The sequence below is a fragment of the Trichocoleus sp. DQ-A2 genome (assembly GCF_039961915.1).
Taxonomy (GTDB): domain Bacteria; phylum Cyanobacteriota; class Cyanobacteriia; order Cyanobacteriales; family FACHB-T130; genus FACHB-T130.
Map to the genome: position 1 here is coordinate 126,904 of NZ_JAMPKD010000013.1, position 17,962 is coordinate 144,865.

16 protein-coding genes are annotated in these 17,962 nt (G+C 48.0%); 10 read left to right on the forward strand and 6 right to left on the reverse strand.

Annotation, left to right across the window (positions count from 1 at the left end):
• Nucleotides 1-48 precede the first annotated feature (48 nt).
• Both rplT and rpmI read right to left on the reverse strand, forming a co-directional pair.
• Nucleotides 49-405, reverse strand: coding sequence for a 50S ribosomal protein L20 (gene rplT, locus NC997_RS15205; RefSeq protein WP_190413799.1), 357 nt, complete (start codon nt 403-405; stop codon nt 49-51).
• Between the two features lie 98 nt (nt 406-503).
• On the reverse strand, nt 504-701 hold the full coding sequence (gene rpmI, locus NC997_RS15210) for a 50S ribosomal protein L35 (protein ID WP_190413800.1): 198 nt from the start codon (nt 699-701) through the stop codon (nt 504-506).
• 130 nt (nt 702-831) lie between these two features.
• On the opposite strand from rpmI, the gene NC997_RS15215 reads away from it, so the two are divergent.
• Entirely contained in the window at nt 832-1,275 is a 444-nt protein-coding gene (locus NC997_RS15215) for a late competence development ComFB family protein (protein ID WP_190526900.1), read from the forward strand.
• Between the two features lie 54 nt (nt 1,276-1,329).
• Here the strand turns inward: NC997_RS15215 and galK are convergent, their stop codons facing one another.
• Both galK and NC997_RS15225 read right to left on the reverse strand, forming a co-directional pair.
• Entirely contained in the window at nt 1,330-2,388 is a 1,059-nt protein-coding gene (gene galK / locus NC997_RS15220; RefSeq protein ID WP_190526968.1) for a galactokinase, read from the reverse strand.
• 184 nt (nt 2,389-2,572) lie between these two features.
• Nucleotides 2,573-3,046, reverse strand: coding sequence for a tryptophan-rich sensory protein (locus NC997_RS15225; protein WP_190413802.1), 474 nt, complete (start codon nt 3,044-3,046; stop codon nt 2,573-2,575).
• A 688-nt stretch (nt 3,047-3,734) separates the two neighbouring features.
• Here NC997_RS15225 and NC997_RS15230 point away from each other — a divergent pair.
• The 4 genes from NC997_RS15230 to NC997_RS15245 all read left to right on the forward strand — a co-directional run bounded on the left by NC997_RS15230 (nt 3,735) and on the right by NC997_RS15245 (nt 7,367).
• Complete coding sequence (locus tag NC997_RS15230) at nt 3,735-4,385, forward strand: PEP-CTERM sorting domain-containing protein (protein ID WP_190526902.1); 651 nt, start codon at nt 3,735-3,737, stop codon at nt 4,383-4,385.
• 145 nt (nt 4,386-4,530) lie between these two features.
• A complete protein-coding gene (locus NC997_RS15235) occupies nt 4,531-5,145 on the forward strand; it encodes a PEP-CTERM sorting domain-containing protein (protein WP_190526904.1) in 615 nt (204 codons plus the stop codon).
• Nucleotides 5,146-5,280: 135 nt separating this feature from the next.
• Nucleotides 5,281-6,570, forward strand: coding sequence for a choice-of-anchor tandem repeat NxxGxxAF-containing protein (locus tag NC997_RS15240; protein ID WP_199306148.1), 1,290 nt, complete (start codon nt 5,281-5,283; stop codon nt 6,568-6,570).
• A 173-nt stretch (nt 6,571-6,743) separates the two neighbouring features.
• Entirely contained in the window at nt 6,744-7,367 is a 624-nt protein-coding gene (locus NC997_RS15245; protein WP_199306149.1) for a PEP-CTERM sorting domain-containing protein, read from the forward strand.
• Nucleotide 7,368: 1 nt separating this feature from the next.
• Here the strand turns inward: NC997_RS15245 and NC997_RS15250 are convergent, their stop codons facing one another.
• The gene (locus tag NC997_RS15250) at nt 7,369-9,726 is read right to left on the reverse strand and encodes an ATP-dependent helicase (protein WP_190526972.1); all 2,358 of its coding nucleotides are present in this window, start codon (nt 9,724-9,726) and stop codon (nt 7,369-7,371) included.
• 224 nt (nt 9,727-9,950) lie between these two features.
• Here NC997_RS15250 and NC997_RS15255 point away from each other — a divergent pair, with 224 nt between their 5' ends.
• The gene (locus tag NC997_RS15255) at nt 9,951-11,771 is read left to right on the forward strand and encodes a glycosyltransferase family 39 protein (RefSeq protein WP_190526907.1); all 1,821 of its coding nucleotides are present in this window, start codon (nt 9,951-9,953) and stop codon (nt 11,769-11,771) included.
• A 304-nt stretch (nt 11,772-12,075) separates the two neighbouring features.
• Here NC997_RS15255 and NC997_RS15260 read toward each other — a convergent pair whose 3' ends face one another.
• Nucleotides 12,076-13,176, reverse strand: a complete 1,101-nt coding sequence (locus NC997_RS15260; protein ID WP_190526909.1) for a RuBisCO accumulation factor 1 — start codon at nt 13,174-13,176, stop codon at nt 12,076-12,078.
• A gap of 244 nt (nt 13,177-13,420) precedes the next feature.
• Between NC997_RS15260 and NC997_RS15265 the strand changes: the two genes are divergently transcribed.
• From NC997_RS15265 to NC997_RS15280, 4 genes are all read left to right on the forward strand, one after another.
• Nucleotides 13,421-14,368, forward strand: a complete 948-nt coding sequence (locus tag NC997_RS15265; protein WP_190413807.1) for a response regulator — start codon at nt 13,421-13,423, stop codon at nt 14,366-14,368.
• A gap of 66 nt (nt 14,369-14,434) precedes the next feature.
• A complete protein-coding gene (gene ubiE / locus NC997_RS15270) occupies nt 14,435-15,136 on the forward strand; it encodes a bifunctional demethylmenaquinone methyltransferase/2-methoxy-6-polyprenyl-1,4-benzoquinol methylase UbiE (protein ID WP_190526911.1) in 702 nt (233 codons plus the stop codon).
• A 140-nt stretch (nt 15,137-15,276) separates the two neighbouring features.
• The gene (locus NC997_RS15275) at nt 15,277-16,506 is read left to right on the forward strand and encodes a DUF445 family protein (RefSeq protein ID WP_190526913.1); all 1,230 of its coding nucleotides are present in this window, start codon (nt 15,277-15,279) and stop codon (nt 16,504-16,506) included.
• Nucleotides 16,507-16,552: 46 nt separating this feature from the next.
• Nucleotides 16,553-17,932 (forward strand): serine/threonine-protein kinase, encoded by a 1,380-nt coding sequence (locus NC997_RS15280; RefSeq protein ID WP_190436290.1) that lies wholly within the window; start codon nt 16,553-16,555, stop codon nt 17,930-17,932.
• The last annotated feature ends 30 nt before the right edge of the window (nt 17,933-17,962 follow it).

Sequence of the window (17,962 nt, forward strand, 5' to 3'; positions counted from 1 at the left end):
CATTCATCCCACCCTCTGGGAAGGACAAAGCCCTACATCCTTCATCCTTTACCCTTGAGCCTGTGTAGCGAGTTGCAGCACTTTGTCAAAGCCAGCGGGATCGAGAACAGCCATCTGCGCCAGCATCTTGCGATTAATCTGGACATTTGCCTTTTTCAATTTGCCCATCAGCTGGCTATAGCTAATGCCGTGCTGACGTGCTGCGGCGTTGATACGGGTGATCCAGAGGCTGCGGAAATCGCGCTTGCGCTTCTTGCGATCGCGGTAGGCGTTACGCAGCGCCTTCATGACCTGTTGATTGGCTGTCCGGAACAAAGTTGAATGAGAACCTCGGAAGCCTTTGGCTAGTTTGAGAATTTTTTTGCGGCGTTTGCGAGCAACGTTACCGCGTTTTACCCGTGTCATGGCTAATTATTAGTTGTTATTGATCGGTGGTCAGCAGTCATTCGTCATTAGTCATTAGCAATTGACTAGAGACTCATCATAGAAAGCAAATTGCTTCCTTACAAATAGGGCAGCATCAAGCGCACATTTTCTTCATCGCGTTCATGCACCAGAGCCATTTTAGAAATCCGCCGTTTCCGGTCAGAACTCTTGTGCTGTAGCAAGTGACTTTTGAAGGCTTTGCGGTGGACGATTTTGCCGCTGCCGGTGGCTCTAAAACGCTTTGCCGCTGCTTTACGGGTTTTCAGTTTAGGCATGGATGGTCTTTAATTCGACACAATCTATAAAGTTAGCACTATTTATGCTAATTAGACAAGTTATAAATTTCAAATCTAAGGCAGAATCATAGGATTGCCGTTTGAAATGCGATCGTCAGGGAGAGATGCGATGAGTCTAGAAAAGCTCACGATAGGAACAATTGTCGAACAAGCTTTGCAGGACGGATATATGACGCCATCTCTAGCACAAGAGATTGGCAGCATCTGCGAAATTTCGGAAATTTCTGTTGACGACTACATCGCTTTAGATCGCTTATTCGGGCAACTTTTAACCGATGAAGCGATCGCGATTCCCGGAAAACAGTTTATCAATGTGATGGAAGCATTGGTGCTAATAGAAGCGAGCGTGCAGGTGCTAAAAATGGAAGTAACCAACCCTTGCCTTCTGGATCTGGGAGAGATTGCTGCTTATGCGCTCAATCGACTGCCACCCCTCTATGCCACCACTGAGGAAGGCGCTAGCTTTCAGCGTCAGCGTGGCAAGGAGGAACTTCGAGAGTTAATTACCCAGAAAGTTAAAGAAGCGATCGCGCGATCGCCGATGCCGGGATGATTCGGCTGCTCGCCCTTTCCCTGAGTTTATAAAGTGTATACCGCTAGCTTCGCCTTACTGAACCAGAATCCGTCCGGTGTAACCCGATCCGTTGTAGCGTTGAAGTACATTTTGGGCGATCGCTTCCGCCTTCCCAACCTCTACCAAAGCAACGCAAGCGCCCCCAAACCCAGCACCCGTCAACCGTGCGCCGAATACGCCACGGGTTTCTTGCAACATTCTCACCAGCGTATCCAACGCCGGTACGGAAACTTCGTAATCGTCCCGCAAACTGGCATGAGAAGCATTCATCAACTCGCCAAAGCGCTCCGGAGAGACGCCCTGTATCGCCTCCAGCACCCGGTTATCCTCTGTAACCACATGAAGAGCGCGACGCCGCAGCGGTTCGGGTAAAGATTCTACAGCTTGCGGATCGGTGATATCTCTGAGCGCCTTCACTCCCAACAACCGTGCGGCTTCCTCACAATCAGCGCGTCGTTGGTTGTAGCCACTTGCCGCCAGGGTACGAGGCACGCCGCTATCGATTACCACAACTTCTGCTCCCTTTGGGAAAGGAAGAACTTGACGTTCCAGCGTGCGCGTGTCCAGAAACAGCATCGAATCAGTGTCAGCAAGGCTGGACGCCATCTGATCCATAATTCCGCATTGCACGCCAGCATAGTGAATTTCTGCCTGTTGTGCGAGTTGGGCGATTTGCACATCATCGAGAGTAAGTGAAAGAAGCGATCTCAATCCTCTGAGAGTCGCCACTTCCAACGCCGCACTGCTAGACAAACCCGAACCAATAGGAACGGAGGATGTAACATACACGTTAACCGGCGGGATAGTGTTACCTTCCTGCTCTAAAAGTCGGATACACCCAAATACATAACTTGCGAAACTAGACGGCGTATGAGTGCTTTCTAAAACGTCTACTTTTTCGTCAAGTTCCGCAGAGTAAAAGTGGTGCTGTTCATCTTTGCTAAATCCCAATTGTACCGTCGTTTTTTGGGGGATAGCTGTTGGGAGGACAAATCCATCGTTATAGTCCGTGTGTTCGCCTAGTAGATTTACTCGTCCTGGTGCGCTGGCTTCGACTTCTGGTTCTGTACCGAATACTTGTTGAAAATTCATCATGGTTTGTTGAGAGAAAGTACCTAGCGATGTTTATAATCGCAACTTCTGCCCCCCTTCAGAAGAAGGAGGGCAGAAATTGCGAGAGCTTTTATCAAACGAAGTCTGTCTTCGCTGACTGTCGAGAGGCAAAGTTTCGGGTCTTTACAAATAGATTTCAAACCGGGTGAGAAGCCTTTCCTAACTATATAGACTCAGGATTCAGTTGAATCATCTCCCAAGTCGTATAGGTTCCAACTGGACTCCAAAGCACATAGGGGAGTAATAAAAGAGCCGATAATCCAGAAATCGGTAATACAAACAATGCTAAAAGAACCCCTAAAATAACGCCCGATCCCCCTAATAGCGTACCGACTGTAAGGCTGCGGAGTCTGAGCGTGGTAGGAATGTAAGCGACTGTGACAATTTCCAAGAGTAGGTAAAGTGCCATCAACAACCAAGTTTTGAGGCTACCTGGATCTTGTTCCCAAATTATGGTTGCTGATAAAGCTCCGCCTGCAAAAACAATCGTCCAGATAAACGGAATCAGAGGCTCAAAGACAAGCCAACTAGGTCGGGTCAAGTTTTTGACCCATTGAGTATCGCGCGGTCTAAACAAGAGACTTCCTAGCGCAACGAATAAGGTCACGCCCCCAATAATCATCATTGAATTAATCATTTTTTTACCCTCTGCGATCGCCTAGCGTGCCAAATGGTTTATCGCTATACTTGCGCTCCCGATTGAGCTGAAGCAACCTGTACAAATCGATCGTGTCAATTTCAAGAATGACTTTAATCAGTCTTTGGTGTGAGAGTGTGGGTAATTTTGACTGTTATTAGCTTCACAGCACCCTTTATCTATCAAAAGATAGATTCAAAATTTCAATCCATTCTAGATATAGAACTTACAGTTTTTTCTACTATTTCTGTGGTGGTAGATGAATCGCATAAATGAAGGGAGTTTAAATAAAATATTGATTATGCATCTTCCTTAAGTCTGGCTTGTTTTATCTAAACCAAAACTTCATAAAGTCTCAGTAGAACTACTTAAAGCTAGACCGACCGAATCATGAGGTCTTTAGGGGTTTTTTCGTTTTCTTGGCTCTTCAAAGTTTATTGTTTTGATAAAGATTCAGTATAACTACTAGCATTTTTCCTAAAAAATATGTGAAACTTTCATGACAAGCGAAAACACTCTAAAAAACCTGGCGATCGCCAGATTACCAGCCTAAGTAATTTCCGCAAATATTTATCGCTTCTGTTGAGCGCCAAAGATACACAGTTGCCCTTGGTAAGACAATTGTGGCGATCGCACTTTGGATCATTTCCAATATCAAAATTAAGCTTTACGGAGGGAGGGTTATTTTATGTCTATTTCAACTACTTGGAATAAGTTATCAATGGCTGTTGCCGGTGCAACATTGATTGTAGGAACATTTCATTCGGCTCCTGCGAACGCCATAACATTTAAATTTCAAGGGGATGCTGAAGACGCAGGCTCAGTTGAAGGCAGCTATACCGTCGCCGATGATATCCTCAAAACCTTAGTTAGCGATGTACGGATACAAGCTCCTTTCCTACAGGTAGAGAATCCTTTGGATTTTTTTTCCTTTACCGTGAATGGCAATAACATCTTCAGTGGCAAGCCATCATACTCATCTTTAACATCTTTAATTCCGGTAAATGGAGTCTTTGCTTTTAGGGAGGTTTTGAGACTAGACGTTATAGATGATCGGGGCCTATTTTTCGCCTTTAAGCTAGATGTCGCAACCGCTGATGAAGGACTGATAGAACCAGTTGACCAGTGTTTAGTTAAAGAATGTCAAGGATTTCTGGGTTTTGCCCTTGGAGGTGGAATCAACTCTCCACCAGGCGTTATCGGAGGTGGCTTTGTTCCGCATAAACCTGTGAATGATGTCGAATCCGTACCAGAACCAACGGCAGCGATCGCGCTTGGTGTGATGGGCGCTTCTATGCTAATCCGCAAAAGAAAATTATCGTCCTCGTCACCCGCCTAAACTAGATTTCAATTAGCAATATTTGCCAGTATTAACTGCTTGAACACAGCCTGCAATCCGGAAAAACCTAGCAGATTTATGGCGATACCATAAGCAGTTAAAAATACCAATTTTATCAACAGTTAACTTTACGGAGGCTTGTTTTATGTCTACTTCAACAATGTGGAAGAAATTGTCAATAGCTGTTAGTGCAGCATTTTTGGCTTTGGGAACAGTTAATTTGGCTCCCGCGAACGCCATAACATTTAATTTTCAAGGGAATCTTGATGGAGACTCAGTTGAAGGCACTTACACCGTCGCCGATGAAATTCTAGACTTATTAGTCAGCGATGTACGGATAGGAAATTATCTAGATGTCAAAAATCCTTTTGATTTTTTCTCCTTGAGCGTGAATGGCAATAATATCTTTAGTGGCAAGCCATCAGACTCATCCTTAACATCTTTAATTCCAGTAAATCAAGTCTTTGCTTTCAGAGAGGTTTTGAGACTAGATGTTAATGATACGAATTTTGACTTTCAGCTAAGTGTAGCAACTGGTGATAATGGGCCAAGAGAACCTGTTGCTCAGTGTTTAGTTAAAGAATGTCAAGGATTTACGATTTTTAGCGTTTCGGGCGTTAATGGAAGTGGATTTGTTTCCCATAAACCCGTGAATGTCCCGGAATCCGTACCAGAACCAACCGCCGCGATCGCGTTAGGTGTGATAGGCGCTTCTATGCTAATCCGCAAAAGAAAATTATCGTCCTCGCCACAGGCCTAAACTAGCTTTCAATTAGCAATATTTGCCAGAATAAACTGTTTTACTACAGTCTGCACATTCTGGCAAATTTTTGGTAATTGCAAAACAAGTAACTCCTCTTGTCGCTAGTCACTCCATTTCAAAAGAGAAATAGCTATGAAATTACACTTGAGCATTCCCACGGCATTGATGGGCTTATGCCTCAGCTTTTTGGCAGCGAGAGAAGTGCAAGCTGCCAGCTTCACCTTTACAAAAATTGCGGATACAAGCGATCGCTTCAGTTCCTTTCTGTCATCTCCCGCCTTAAATAATGCTGGAACCGCCGCCTTTTTGGCTGGACTAGATACAGGGAGCATAGGTATTTTCACGGCCAATGGCTCCACAATTACCACGATTGCCAACACCAATAATTTCTTTAGTAGCTTTCGTACTCCTCTCTCCATTAATGATGGAGGAACCGTCGCCTTCAGCGCTGTCCTAGCTCAGGTAGCCACAGGTATTTTCAAGGGGAACGGAACAACAACGCCCACTCCTGTCGCCCTTGCTTTCCCTCAATCCGACTCGAATGGTGTTGAGTCACCCTGGATTGATGATGACGTTATTGTAGCGAAGGACTACTTTAGCGATTTTTATTTGCCCTCGATTAATAATGCTGGAGTTGTAGCTTTCGTAGAGAGACTTTACCGGGGCGAACGTATTCTCACCAGCGAAGGAAAAGTTATCGATACTATCTTTTATGGCAGCGTCAATTCCCCCTTCATCAATGATGAAAGAACTGTAGCCTATAGAATTGAAAGTGGGAATCCTAGCACGGTAATTGTTACGAGTAACGGCACTACAAGGACTATCGTTGCCAGCATTGGAAATAATTATCCTGAGGATTCTGGCTTTGGTTCCCCTGCCCTCAATAATTTAGGAAACGTTGCCTTTTATGCTCCCCCGGCTATTGATCCAAGCAATGATTGGTATACTCCGCCAGAGCCATTTGTGGGAGGAAAAAATGCAGCTTTGTTCGCTAGCAATAGCAAAACAACAACCTTAATTGCAGACACGAGCGGCTCCTTGAACGGCTTTCTTGGCGTTCCCTCAATTAATGATGTGGGAACTATTGCCTTCTTTGCTGAACTGGATGCAGGCGGGACAGGGATCTTCACTGGAGCCGATCCCCTAAAAGATAAGGTAATTAGTACTGGTGATACTCTATTTGGTTCCACCGTAACGTCCCTTAGTTTTTCGCGGGAAGGATTAAATAATGCTGGTCAGGTGGCATTTCTTGCCAGTCTTGCGGATGGCACTATGGGCATTTTCCGCGCCGATCCGGGAGTGTCTAGCGAACCGCCAAAGGATGTTCCAGAACCCGCTTCAGGTTTGGGTTTACTCGCATTGGGTGCTTTGGGTGCTGGTTCAGTGATGCAGCGTCAACAGAAACAGCAGATCGACGACTAATTATAGATAGCGATCGCATTCCACTTTTACCCATTCCCACTTGCAACTTCTACAATTTTTGAGAAATGGCTTGTATGGCTACCTTCCGAAAAACACTTTCAGCCTTCGTCTTCAGCACAGCCTGCTTTTCCTTATCTGCACTGATAGTACCTAAAAGCGTGCAGGCTGCTACATTGACTACATTAACTTTTGATGAGCTGCCGACTCAACCAGCGGATGATTTGAGTTTTAAGGGCGTTACATTCGACTTTAAAGTAAATGGAGAAAACTCAACTGCTGCCACCTACAATGTTGAAAGAAAATTGAATCTCGGAGGTTTATTCGGCGTTGAAGAAGCATTTTATTTCCTTGATTTATCACCCCCCGTCTTAGAGATCGGTGCGCCAGGAATTTTAACACTTGACTTTGCCATGTCTACTTCTAATATTATGTTCGACGTGGCGAAGCTAGGGGATTTTCGCTTTCAGCCTCTACCCAAATTAACCGTCCAACTTTTTGACGAAGACTTCACTTCTCTTGGCATCACAGAGGTGATTCTGGATAAAACATTCGTAGACGACTTTCCTTCCCCACTCAGAATTAGTGTTTCCGGCACTACTTTTACTTACAGCGGCACCCCTGTAAAACGGGCAGTTGTAGATTTCACTAACGAATTAGGTTCATGGGGATTTGACAACCTTAGTTATCTAACCGCCGCTCGAACCGCTTCGGTTCCCGAACCAGCTTCTGTATTGGGTTTACTGGCATTGGGTGCTTTCGGTGCAACTTCACGACTTAAGCGCAAACAAAAAAAGTAAACTAACTCGGCATCCTAGACAAAGCAACCACCGATTTAGGAAAGCGACTCTTTAACGCGGGTATCACCGGACACGGTTTTTTCTCCTGTAAATTGTCTTGATTATTCCAGTTGAAGGTGTTCCAGCGGAAAGGTCCCTTTTGAGCAGCTGCCATCCAGAGTAGGCGCTTCGCTCGTGTCATCGCCACGTAGAGGAGGCGGAATTCCTCTGCGTTTTTGAGCTGTCCCGCTTGTCCCCAGGCTGCGGGTGCTGGGGGTAAGGGATATTGACCGTGGAGACTGGCGCGAATCTGCGCCCTAGCGACCTCTGCTAGGGTAAAATCGCCCAGGAATTGGGCAGCAGTAGGCACCCAAGGACTGCCGGGAATACTATCTTCGTGCAAAAACGGCATAAAGACATAATCCCAGTCCAATCCCTTGGCTTTGTGCATGGTGATGATAGTGAGTTGACCGGCGCGGACATAGCGGGCGTCTGTGTCCTCAGTTTCTACGGGTTCAAAGCGTTCGGAATTCACAATTTCGCTTAAGACTTCCAGAGTAGAACTCATGGAACTGTTGCCGTAGGTTTGTTGGGCGATGCGTTCGGCTAATTTATCCGCTGTGGCGAGTTCGGACGGGTCGTATTTTAAGGTGAGAGCGAGAAAGGTGGGCAATTGGTAGTGGGGCAGTTCCAAGCGGGCGCGAAGCAAACTGCGACAGTACCGCGCCGCCTGATGCACGGGTGGCGTTTGGGGAGGATCGAGCGGGCCGGGATAGAGAAATTGCTCTGGAAAAGTGGCGAGGGCGTTGAGGTCTTGGGTGGGAATCAGCTGACGCTGTACGAGTACCTCTAGTGCGGCTTTTATATAGTCGGGGGAGTGGGGACGATCGAGAAATTGTAAGAGGGCGAGGATTTCGGTGGGGACGTTAGAGTGGCGATCGCTCTGGGAAACATCGTACACCTCAATCTTGTGCTGGCTTTGCAGATAACTCAGCCTTTCAGCCACAAATCGGGCTTGCCGATTTTCCCGCACCAAAACCGCCGCCCGACCTTTGGGATTTTTCTCAAATAATTCGATCGTCCGTTCTCCGATCAGCTGGACGGTATGGTAAATGTCGCGGGGGGTGTAGATTTCCAGCCCTCGACCCGTTGGTTCCGGGTTGGCGTCAGATTGGGGATCTCCTGCGTCAACGGGATGAATGGTTTGGGGACGAAAGGGCAGTTCAGTTGGGTTTTGGGAGGATTTTGACGAAGTTGTTCCTCTACGGTCGAGTTTGCCCCCATAGGTGTGATTCACCCACTCCAGGACGAAGTTCGCGGCGTCAACAATCGTTTGACTGCTCCGACCCGCTCGATCCATCGTTGCCAAGCGTTCCTGGGCTTGGCAGGCTTCGCAGAAGCGACGGAAGTAAATCGGATCGGCAGGGGTGAAAGTGGAGTTAATTGCCTGGTTGGGGTCCCCCACGCGCACCAAGTTGAGGGCTGGGGAATTGCTGGCGGGTTGAGCGGCGAGAATTTCTAAAAGTCGGCTTTGGAGGGGGCTAGAGTCTTGGGCTTCATCTTCAAAGACGGCAAAGACTTGGTTTTGCCAAAGTTGGCGGGCGCTTTCGTTTTGCAGCACCCGCAGGGCACCGAGAATCATTTCGTCGTAGTCAATCAAGTCGCGCGATCGCAATAAAGCTTGATATTGTTCGTACAACCCAGCAGCGACGCTCAAAATTCCATAATCATCCGGCGTCTGTCTTGCCAGTTCCCACAAATTTTCCGGCAACAATCCAGAGCTTTTTGCTTCGTGAATCACTGTGTTAGCAAGACTGGGCAACACTTCGGTGCGTAAAACTGCCTGACGGCGCAACCGCTCGGTTTCTTCCCCATCAAATTGCAATCCCTCCAGCAGCGTGGAGTAGCGCTGAGGATTGTGGGAAATCCATCGCTCTACGCAGTCCCGAATTAAGCGGTGACTTTGGTTCGGAGAAACCAAAGTTACCGTTTCCAAATTCAAACCCGATAGCTCTGGATGACGGGTGGCAATATTCAGTGCCAAACCGTGCAACGTATGAACAACAAAGCCAGTTTGCGGTAGTCGCAAATCCTCCCGCAGGCACTGCCGAATCTTGGCTTTAATATTTGCCGCAGCCGAGCGAGTAAAGGTGACAACGACTAAATAGCGTCGAGTATGCAATTGGTAACGAGCGATCGCTAAAGCCGCCGCCACTGCCATCCCGGTCGATTTACCCGCACCGGGTACGGCAGAAACCGCTAAAGGGCCACCTCGCCAGTCAGCCATGCTTTGCTGCCCCGCTCGCAACCCATTGCGGAGTCGCTGCATTGCCTGTTCGCGCACTGCTGCTAGCGACACCTGAGCCAAATCCGGCACCATTTGGGCTGCTGTACCATCTGGGTGAATAAGATTATCGTCATTCATGGCTAATGGCTTGTGAGAGTTTTGAGTTGTAGAGTCGCGGTTTGTCGCGTCTAAGGTTTAAGTTTTGAGTTGTAGAGTCGCGGTTTATCGCGTTTGAGGTTTGAGTTCCAAGAGAATTTTTTAGTTCAAAATTTAACACTTAAAACTTTTTACTAATTAGCAGCTAACAACAGAAAAACATGAATCGCCTAAAGTTCTTTCTACATTATTTAGCGCTAGCTGGGGTAATTGTCTTGGGCGCTGCTTTGCGGTTTTGGCATCTTGACCTGAAACCGCTGTGGCTAGATGAGGTGATTACAGGGTTATTTAGTTTGGGACGGACTTACAATGATGTCCCGCTCGACGTGGTTTTTCCCCTATCAACCTTAAAGCAAATTTTTACCCTGAAGCCAGATGTTAGCTGTGCTGAAATTGCTCATACACTTGCAACTCAGTCTACCCATCCTCCCCTATTTTTTTGCCTGATGCACGGCTGGCTAAAATTACTCAGCCATGAGTACGGACACGGCGCTACCGTCCCCCTACTTCTGAGCACTGACTTGCGATCGCTTCCTGCAATTTTCGGAGTCGGCGCGATCGCGGCAATTTACTGGCTGGGACGCATCGCCTTCTTCCCCGCTGTCGGTTTGATGACCGCCGCAATCATGGCGGTTTCCCCTTTTGGCGTCTACCTCTCCCAAGAAGCACGGCACTACACCCTTCCGGTGCTGTTGATTACCTTGGCACTGGTAGGATTCATTCAAATTCAGCAAGACCTGGAAAAAAATCGGCAGACGGGATGGCGCGTTTGGCTTGGCTGGGGAGTTGTCAACAGTATTGCCTTCTACGTCCACTACTTTTTTGTCTTGGCTTTCGTGGCGCAGCTGGTGACGCTCCTGACGATATTTTACTGGCGGCGGCGATCGCTTAAAATTCACACCTGGGTTGGGCTTAGTCTGACAATTTTGGGGATTGTACTCAGTTTTCTGCCTTGGTTGCCGGTGCTACTGGGACATTCTGGACGTTCGGAAACCAGTTGGCTTCCGTCTCCCCATAACGTTGCGCCCTTATACCAAACTTTGGTCGGTTGGCTGCTGATGGCGATCGCCCTACCCGTAGAAAGTCAGCCTTTATGGATTGCGATTCCATCGGGGCTGCTGATGCTTCTGTTTGGCTGTTGGCTGGGAAGGCAAATTTATAATTTTTTTAAGGGAAAGAGGCAATTAACCGCCTCTGGAGGGCACACGCAGGTAAATCCAAGTCGCTTTAAAACCCTCTATTCCTCAGCAATTTTCGCCTTGGGTAGTTTCACTTTTTGCGTGCTGCTGCAATTCTTAGCCATTGTCTACCTGCTGGACAAAGACATCACCATTGCCCCTCGCTATCACTTTGTCTATTACCCAGCTTTGTGCGCCCTTTTGGGAGCTATCCTCACCATCGGGACTGCGGCAAAAGAATTGCCCACTGAAGATGCCCAAGAAAATTTTGATGGAAATGCACGAACTCAGCACCAAAGCCAAGATCCATACTTACTCCTGAGTCCTCAGTCCTCAGATGTACTGCTAGTTTGCCTTCTCAGCAGCGTTTTTGTCGTTTTTAACCTGGCATTCTTAAAGCCCTTTAACCCCCTGCAAGTCTCCCACCACATGAACTTAGAACCGACCATTCCTCTAATGGTTGTGGTGGGATACAACGATTCCCAGGATGTCGCTTTGGGGTTAAGCTTTGCCCTTGCTGTCGATAAAATCCGGGCACCTCGCGTCGGTGATTTTGAGCCGGAGGGCGAAAAAGCCTACTTTGCTTTCTTAAACGCGAAACCTAGTTATGATGCCCTTTGGCAAAATCTCTCTGCCATCCAAACTCCTTTGAAATCGCCCCTGAACTTGTGGGTAGTTGCCCCTGGACTCAAGCGGGTTGATTATCCCCAATCGTTGGCACTTGCCGAGTCAACGAGTTGTACGATTGACTCTACTCAGCACTACCGAATCGGGGTTCCTTATCAGCTATATCGGTGTCGTTAGCCAGTTTTGAGTTTTGAGTTTAGGACTTACGCACTAGGAACGGCAAAATGAACCGCGTAAGTCTTGCGAAGCGCGATCGCAATCCTAAATGATTATGAAATCTTGGCTCTCTCTTCTTACTCTTCCTAAGCGCGAACGCGAACGCGAGGCTAACGCCAACGCGGTTCCTAAAAAAAATTTACAACTCAAATAGGACTGCTATATCTTCGCTTTAGACAAGAATAAGAGTTTGAGAGAGTTTTTGCCTAAGCCCTGGAATTAAAGAATTCTCTTGTCACTCAAAACTCTGATTAGCCATTGGCAACTATTCTTCGATCTGCCATAAATCCTTAGTCATGTCTTCATCGACAATTTTCTTCGGACGCAACACCAGGAGGATTTGTCCCAAAATGGGCACAGTAGGAGCATCGGGGAACCAGTGAAGTTGCAACTCTCCTGACTGGTCAACGATAAAATAGCTGCTGTCATTCCATTCTTGTCGAGATCGATCGATGAGAACTAGAATTCCTTCCGGTTTGTTGGTATGTTGGCTGGGCAACTGGCTGCTGTTGCAGAGAATGACGACCGGGTCTTGTGCGTTCAAGACGACTTGCCAACCGGGTAGAGACACCCAAGATCCACTCCAAGAAGTTTGCACTAACCGGAACGGCTCAATCTGTTCTACTGGGGGAACCAATTGCAAGTCTGCGGGTGTCAAGGGCAAGGCACCGGCGACGGGTATCGTGCGAGGGAGTTGTTCGTCCTCATCCAGTCGGTACAGGGGCAAAGAGGGGGCACGACGAGGGGCAGCACCGGCAATTCCTTCGGTTAGCAGCTGTTCGATTTGATTTCGGGCAGTTTGGCTGTGGGCAAACATTAAGCCGCGTGCAATAAAACGCGATCGCTCTTGCAAATTACTTAATTGTTTTGCCCGTCTCCAATACTGATAAGCAACCGCGTCTCCAGGATGGTCGGTAAATCCCTGCGGTAGAGTCCGCATCCGGGACAATTCTTTCACGTCTTTGGCGACTTCACGGGCAACATCGGCGTCGAGGTTTCTGGATCGAATAAAGTCTGCCGCTGCGACCCGTTCTGGCTCAGTCAGAATCCGCAATTCGTATAAAATATCACTGCCAGTGCGAGAATAGTGCGATCGCACTTCTTCTACTGCCCCACCGTTCACCAACGACGTATAGACTTGTGAACCTACAATTACTTGATTCTGATGTATTGGCTCAAAGCCAGTTGCCTCAAAAATCGCTTGGGTACTGTAACCGGCTTTTTGCAATTTGGCACAGGCGTGTCCCCAGTCAACCCAGGTTCCTTCTTTACGTCGGAGCAAGAACAGCAAATCTTCAGCATTCACGTTCGCTGACTCTGGTTGAAGGCTACGATCGGGAGTGTCTGCGGAAGGTGTTTCAGTCATAATGACCTCAAAAAGCTTTTCATCGCTATCAAGCGACCAGGAACGTTTTTAAATGTATCGCGTTCGGGTCACGAATAAATTTACATGGCAAGTTTAGTTTGATGTCCGGTCTATTTGACGCAAACCAGGAATTCCTAGTTATGTCATTTGTCCCGAAAGCGCTACTAAACAATCGGTCTTAAGATAGATGTTTTGTGTATCTGAATTTGCCTTAACAAGTTGACCAAGAGTTTGTTGTATCGTTATGGACAATGCTATTCCAGAGCTTGATAGTATCAGCCGTCAGTTAATGAGCCTAGAACGCCCCAAGAAGCCCAAAATGTTGGTGGTAGACGATGAGCCAGATAATTTAGACTTGCTCTACCGCACTTTTCGACGAGATTTCAATGTGCTGAGAGCCGAAAGCGGTATTCACGCCCTGGAAGTGCTGGCGACAGAAGGGGAAGTAGCCGTGATTATCTCCGATCAGCGGATGCCAGAAATGAAGGGAACGGAATTTTTGAGCAGAACCGTGCCCAAGTTCCCGGATACGGTACGAATCATCCTCACGGGTTTTACTGATGTGGAAGATTTGGTAGAAGCGATTAATTCTGGACAAGTCTACAAGTACATTACCAAGCCTTGGGACCCCAACGAATTAAAGGCGGTAGTCCAGCGGGCAGCAGATACCTATGAATTGCTAAAGCAACGCACGGAGGAACTGCATCGCGCTCAAGCACAAACGGCACTGCTGGCAACGATTGTGCAAGTGGCTCAGGAGTCTCCCAATGTAGAGGCAACGCTAGAACCCATCGCCAGTGCCTTTGGCAGAAATTTCGCAGCAGATGGCTGTATTTTACAGCAGGTAGATGGCAATCAGCTGGTAGCGGCAAAAGGAACTTATAGTGCTGTAGGCGACACGGAAAACTGGCTGGAAAAAGACCCTCTGGTACAGGATGCGATCGCCTCTCGAAAACTTCAGGTTTGGGTAAATACTCCGGGAACGACTCCTCCAGCAAGTATCGAACAATACCAAGCTTCCGGTCTCCAGGCGCATCTAGCGATCCCGATCATCTATCGGAGCGACGTACTAGCGTTGCTATCCCTCCAGTGGAAACGACCCTGTAAACTACGCGAAGATGAGTTGAAATTCATTCACTTATCCGCCCAGCAGATTGCTCTGGTTCTAACCACGACCCGCACTCATCAGTAATCGTTAAGGGCTGATGGTAATTTCCTAATTAGCCATTAGCCCTTACCTGTTAGCAACTGAAACATCATGACCTCTGAGCATATTCAAGCCATCTTTGACCGCATTGCACCCGTTTACGACGAGCTTAACGATCGCTTAAGTCTGGGACAGCACCGCGTATGGAAGCTGATGACGGTGAAGTGGAGTCATGCAAGTCGGGGAGATATTTGCTTAGATGTCTGCTGTGGGAGTGGTGACATCGCCCAGCTACTGGCGCGACAGGTGGGAGAGAAGGGTCAAGTATTTGGGGTAGATTTTTCACCGGCGCAATTAGCGATCGCGAGAGAGCGATGGGAAAATAGGGGCACCCAAAAGGAGTGCCCCATCACCTGGATAGAAGGCGATGCCCTCAATCTCCCCTTCCCCGACAACCATTTCGACTGCGCCACAATGGGTTACGGACTTCGCAACGTCACCAATATTCCTCGATGTCTGGAAGAATTGCACCGCGTCCTCAAGCCGGGTGCTAAAGCCGCTATCCTAGACTTCCATCGTCCCAGCAATCCTCAATTGCGTTACTTTCAGCAGTGGTATCTCGATACCATCGTCGTCCCAACCGCCAAAGACATGGGATTGACTGAAGAATATGCCTACATTAGCCCTAGCTTAGATAAATTTCCCACGGGCAGCGAACAAGTGGATTTAGCCGGAAAAGCGGGATTTACCGCCGCGACCCACTATCAAATTGCGGGTGGGGTCATGGGCGTATTGGTAGTAACCAAAGCCTAAGATGGTAGTAGGGGGTAGCAGATGAGTTTTGAGTAATCAGTGTTGAATTATCAGTTATGAATTGACCCTAACTCAACACTCAACATTCAATATTCATAACTTCCCTTAAAACGTAACCCCTGCCTAATTGGATCGCCGCCTTGAATTGGTCTAACCTCTGGCTTTACGTCAGCCCCCCGATTGTTGGTGCAATTATTGGCTATTTCACCAACGATATCGCCATTAAAATGTTATTCCGCCCCTATCGGACTCTTTACATCGGTGGGCGGCGCGTCCCTTTCACGCCTGGATTAATTCCCCGAAATCAGGAACGCCTAGCCAACCGGGTTTCTGACACCATCATGGGTTCTCTGCTGACGCCAGAAGAATTGCAAAATCTGGCACGACGGCTGCTGCATACAGAACGGGTGCAGGGAGCAATTCTTTGGTTACTCCGGCTAGCGCTAGAGCAGGTCAAACCCGATGCCGAGCAGAAAACCGCTAAAATTATGGCGGGAATTCTGCGGGATTTGCTGGGTGAATCGTTTCCTCGCCTGCTGAAAGTTTTAGCTCGCCGCGAGGATTTTCTGGAAGTCCAACTCAACCAAATTTTTGATAAGGTTTTGCTGGAATTTCAGCTGAGTGACGATCAGGCAAAGAAGCTTTCTGACTGGATATTGCAAGTGGTGCTACCGCCAGATATTGTGCGGCAAGCTTTGATAGATTTCCTGACTGACCGCAATATTCAAGTCATTGATGAAGGCTTTCGGGCAAAGACGAGTGGCACTTACTGGGTAGTGGCGAATTTGTTTGGTCTTCGCAACACTCTGACGCGCCTGCGGACGTTTTGCCTGGATGAAAAAGAGGAAACAAATCAGCGGATAACAGAGTTGATTCTCTCGTTGGGAATGCGAGAACGTTTGCAGGAATGGTTGCAAAATCTCTCTTTACAAAATTTGCCGGTTTCGACGGTGCGCCAGTTGCGGAAAACGATGCGCGACAGCGTCCGCAGTTATATTCAAGAGCGGGGCGCTGACTTGTTGCAGGGATTGAGTGACTCTGTGGACTGGGAAAATATTGCTAAGTTAATCTTGGGTCGGCTGCGAACATCGCCTGCGGTCAATGCTTCCTTAGAAGTAGTGAGCAAAGAATTAGCGTTAATTTTAGAGCGATATTTGGAGGAGGATCTCGAAAAAATTGTCGCTCAAGTGATTCCGATTTTGTCGATCGATCAGGTGATTATTGACCGAGTCAAGGGAACATCGGCGGCGGAATTGGAAATGGCAATTCAAGGCATCGTCAAAAGTGAACTGCAAGCAATTGTCAATTTGGGGGGCATCTTAGGGTTTGTCGTGGGTTTATTACAGGGGGTTTTGCTGTTGCTGCGTTAAGCTGTGCAAAAATTAACACGGTTCGTTTCGGAGTCGTTGGTAAGCTATGGCTTGGGCAGCTGGGCAGAGGTTATACGGCGATCGCTATATCATCGAAAGACCCCTGGGTCAGGGTGGTGTTGGGATTACCTATCTTGCTAAAGACAGAAAAGGCAATCAAGTTGTCATCAAGACGCTGAAGGACGATGTCCTCAACAACCCAGAACTCGCTTCTTTCCGGGATAAATTTCAGCGGGATTTCCGAGATGAGGCGCTACGCTTAGCCTTATGTCGTCACCCGCATATCGTACAGATTGACAATGCTTTTCAGGAAGGCTCGCTTCCCTGTATGGCGATGGAATATGTGGAAGGGGAAGATTTATGGAAGTGGGTGAACAGGTGGGGACTGCTGTCGGAAATAGAAGCACTGCGCTACATTCAGCAGATTGGTGAAGCGCTTACCGTCGTTCACGATAAAGGGTTGCTGCATCGGGATGTAAAGCCGCACAACATCATGCTGCGTTCTGGGAAATTAGAGGCAGTTTTGATTGATTTTGGGATTGCACGGGAGTTTATCCGGGATACTACCCAAGCTCATACTCAAGCTTTAACCCACGGTTTTGCACCGATTGAGCAATATGCTGAGGAAGCGAGGCGAGGCGAGTATACGGATGTCTACGCCCTCGCTGCAACTCTGTATTATTTACTCACGGGAAAGCGCCCGACTCCGGCTTTTGCCAGGGCGGCGAAAGTTCCCTTAGAGGCACCGAGACAAATTAATTCTAGTATTAGCGATCGCCTTGAGCTGGCAATTCTCCAAGGTATGGAGTTTGAACCAGAGAATCGTCCTGCTTCCGTGCAAGCTTGGTTGGATTTATTTAATTTCAGCAGTCTGAATCAAGATGCGGCGACGTTACCCATCCGAAACGTTGAATCAGTCATTACTACGTCTGACACCACGCTTCCCACGACAATGTTTGTTTCTTCAGACTCTCACAACAAGCTGAGTCCGGAGGCGGGGGAAAATTACCGTCAATTGCGGGATTTATTAGCAGCAGGGAAGTGGAGAGAAGCCGATATGGAAACGGCGGCGATTATGCTGAAGGTAGCCCGTCGGGACGAAGAATGGCTGGATTACGAACACATTGAATCGTTTCCAGGGCAAGATTTACGCACCATCGACACTCTCTGGGTAAACTACAGCAACGGACGCTTTGGCTTGAGCGTCCAGAAGCGGATTTACAACGAGTGTGGGAAAGATTTTGTCACGTTTGGCGATCGCGTGGGTTGGCGCGTCAACGAAACTTGGTTGTGGTGGAATGACCTCAATTTCACTTCCGATGCTCTCCCCGGACATCTTCCGGGATGGCGAGTTGGGGGTTCGGGGGGTGTTTGGGGTTGTTTTGTAACGGTTGGCGAGTCGCTGCTGGCGCGTCCCGATTTGTAAGCAGATCAACTCAAGAGCGATCGCTTTGTT

Excerpts from the sequence above, each read along its gene's own strand:
- rplT (WP_190413799.1), bottom strand. The coding sequence starts at position 405 with ATGACACGGGTAAAACGCGGTAACGTTGCTCGCAAACGCCGCAAAAAA.
- rpmI (WP_190413800.1), bottom strand. The coding sequence starts at position 701 with ATGCCTAAACTGAAAACCCGTAAAGCAGCGGCAAAGCGTTTTAGAGCC.
- NC997_RS15215 (WP_190526900.1), top strand. The coding sequence starts at position 832 with ATGAGTCTAGAAAAGCTCACGATAGGAACAATTGTCGAACAAGCTTTG.
- galK (WP_190526968.1), bottom strand. The coding sequence starts at position 2,388 with ATGAATTTTCAACAAGTATTCGGTACAGAACCAGAAGTCGAAGCCAGC.
- NC997_RS15225 (WP_190413802.1), bottom strand. The coding sequence starts at position 3,046 with ATGATTAATTCAATGATGATTATTGGGGGCGTGACCTTATTCGTTGCG.
- NC997_RS15230 (WP_190526902.1), top strand. The coding sequence starts at position 3,735 with ATGTCTATTTCAACTACTTGGAATAAGTTATCAATGGCTGTTGCCGGT.
- NC997_RS15235 (WP_190526904.1), top strand. The coding sequence starts at position 4,531 with ATGTCTACTTCAACAATGTGGAAGAAATTGTCAATAGCTGTTAGTGCA.
- NC997_RS15240 (WP_199306148.1), top strand. The coding sequence starts at position 5,281 with ATGAAATTACACTTGAGCATTCCCACGGCATTGATGGGCTTATGCCTC.
- NC997_RS15250 (WP_190526972.1), bottom strand. The coding sequence starts at position 9,726 with ATGGTGCCGGATTTGGCTCAGGTGTCGCTAGCAGCAGTGCGCGAACAG.
- NC997_RS15255 (WP_190526907.1), top strand. The coding sequence starts at position 9,951 with ATGAATCGCCTAAAGTTCTTTCTACATTATTTAGCGCTAGCTGGGGTA.
- NC997_RS15260 (WP_190526909.1), bottom strand. The coding sequence starts at position 13,176 with ATGACTGAAACACCTTCCGCAGACACTCCCGATCGTAGCCTTCAACCA.
- NC997_RS15265 (WP_190413807.1), top strand. The coding sequence starts at position 13,421 with ATGGACAATGCTATTCCAGAGCTTGATAGTATCAGCCGTCAGTTAATG.
- ubiE (WP_190526911.1), top strand. The coding sequence starts at position 14,435 with ATGACCTCTGAGCATATTCAAGCCATCTTTGACCGCATTGCACCCGTT.
- NC997_RS15280 (WP_190436290.1), top strand. The coding sequence starts at position 16,553 with ATGGCTTGGGCAGCTGGGCAGAGGTTATACGGCGATCGCTATATCATC.